The organism is Planktothrix sp. FACHB-1355 (assembly GCF_014748295.1).
Taxonomy (GTDB): domain Bacteria; phylum Cyanobacteriota; class Cyanobacteriia; order Cyanobacteriales; family Aerosakkonemataceae; genus Aerosakkonema; species Aerosakkonema funiforme_A.
In genome coordinates this window covers 1-1,640 of the sequence record NZ_JACJUP010001340.1, presented here as the reverse complement: position 1 = coordinate 1,640, position 1,640 = coordinate 1, and the positions used below count along the sequence as shown (strand labels likewise).

The following is a 1,640-nucleotide window of genomic DNA, read 5'->3' as shown; positions in this document are numbered from 1 at the left end:
TGGAAGTAGCAACGCTGTTACTTTTACCAGAACAAGGACTCAACCGCAGCGAATTCCAAATCAAGCCTTTCCGAACTTATCTGAAAAATGTTTCTATGCAAAAGATTCCCGGAAATCACTGGGCTTTTTTAGTGGAACCAGATGCTTTTAATCAAGCTGTGGCAAAGTTTTTAAATTCATTCACTTAATGACTGACTGCTTTGCTATCACCGGACAAAGAAGGCCATCTAACTGTTAAAATGGTAGACTCCTCCTCAGCTAGCCAACAATGAGGTACACCGGGACACCAAAGTGCATAATCGCCCTCGCGAGATAATAGCACTTCCGTATCCGGAAATTGCAGGCGAAATCGTCCCGAAACCAGAATGGAAAGGGTAGTGGCTTGGGCATTCATCGCCCATTCCCGTCTACCTTCTCCGGCTTTGTGAGATCCCCATTTCACCTCTAAATTAGAAGATGAACGAGGGTCATTGGCTGGGTTAATAAAATGTCCGATAAACCAGCCCCAGCGATTTTCTCCTTCAATTTGGGCGTTGCCAAAGACAAGTTTAGGCTGCATTGGAACACAATGATTGCATTTGCTTATGGAGTTTGAAGATTTTGAGATTTTCCCTTAGAAAAAGTAGCGATCGCTAGCGACAATGCTACAGCAAACAGAAACGCACCCAAGAAAAATGGTATTTCCGGTAAACGAATCAGGGCGCGTGAGGACGTAAAATAACCGAACAAGTTAGTAGCTAACAATGGGCCGATAATAGTTGCTAAAGCTGTCAGAGAAGCCAAAGCACCTTGAAGTGCGCCTTGTTCTTGCGAACTTACTTGTGCAGAAATCAATCCCTGAGCTGTGGGTTTAACAGTAAAATCAAAACCATTCAGTACAATAATCCAATATAACATCCATCCCGCATTGGCAGAAGCATAGAGGAGATAACCAATAATGCTGAAAGTCAGTCCGATGATAATTATCCGTCTAGAACCGAAGCGAGAAATCAGCGGTCGGATCAAACCTCCTTGGACAATTGCCGTCATTATTCCTAATAATGTCAACGACAGTCCAGCTTGCAAGGTTTCCCATTGAAACTTGTAGGTAGTAAATAACACCCAGGTGCTGACAAAACATTGCAAACCGACATCGGTAAACAACATCGCTGCTGCTAAACCAAAGACGATCGCATTTTTTCGCAACAACCACAGAGAGCCAATTGGGTTAGCGCGAGTCCAAGAAAACGGACGGCGGTGTTCTGGTGCGTGAGATTCGGATACAACTATAATTCCGTACAGCAGATTCAAAAATGTGATAATAGCTGCAACTGCGAAAGGAAAACGCAATCCCCAAGCGCCCAACAAGCCGCCTAAAGCAGGCCCAACCACCCATCCTAAAGCCAGGAAAGCTCCTACTAAACCGAAGTTTTTCGGTCGTTCTTCGGGAGTGCTGACATCGGCAATGTAGGCAAACACAACAGCAACGCTACCACCAGTAAGACCGTTGAGAATTTGCGCCGTGAATATCCACGGTAAACTGGGAGCAAATGTCAAGCCGATATAGGTTAATCCCGTTCCCAAGAGGGAAAATAGCAGTACTGGTTTGCGACCGAAGCGATCGGATAAAGCGCCCTGAATAGGTGAGAAGATAAATAACA

The 1,640-nt window shown here is 44.9% G+C and carries 2 protein-coding genes and 1 pseudogene; 1 reads left to right on the top strand and 2 read right to left on the bottom strand.

Annotated elements, in window-relative coordinates; translation table 11 throughout:
* Positions 1–188 (top strand): annotated as a pseudogene (locus H6S82_RS32190) (alpha/beta hydrolase); the annotation flags it as partial.
* On the opposite strand, the gene H6S82_RS32185 reads toward H6S82_RS32190, so the two are convergent.
* Together H6S82_RS32185 and H6S82_RS32180 are read right to left on the bottom strand one after the other, a co-directional pair.
* Positions 185–559, bottom strand: coding sequence for a signal peptidase I (locus H6S82_RS32185; RefSeq protein ID WP_190470128.1), 375 nt, complete (start codon positions 557–559; stop codon positions 185–187). The pseudogene H6S82_RS32190 and the gene H6S82_RS32185 overlap by 4 nt on opposite strands.
* 23 nt (positions 560–582) lie before the next feature.
* A partial coding sequence (locus tag H6S82_RS32180; RefSeq protein ID WP_191057420.1) for an MFS transporter occupies positions 583–1,640 on the bottom strand: 1,058 nt, incomplete at its 5' end.

What these genes read in the sequence shown, in the direction of transcription:
- H6S82_RS32185 (WP_190470128.1), bottom strand. Translation starts at nt 559, where the DNA reads ATGCAGCCTAAACTTGTCTTTGGCAACGCCCAAATTGAAGGAGAAAAT.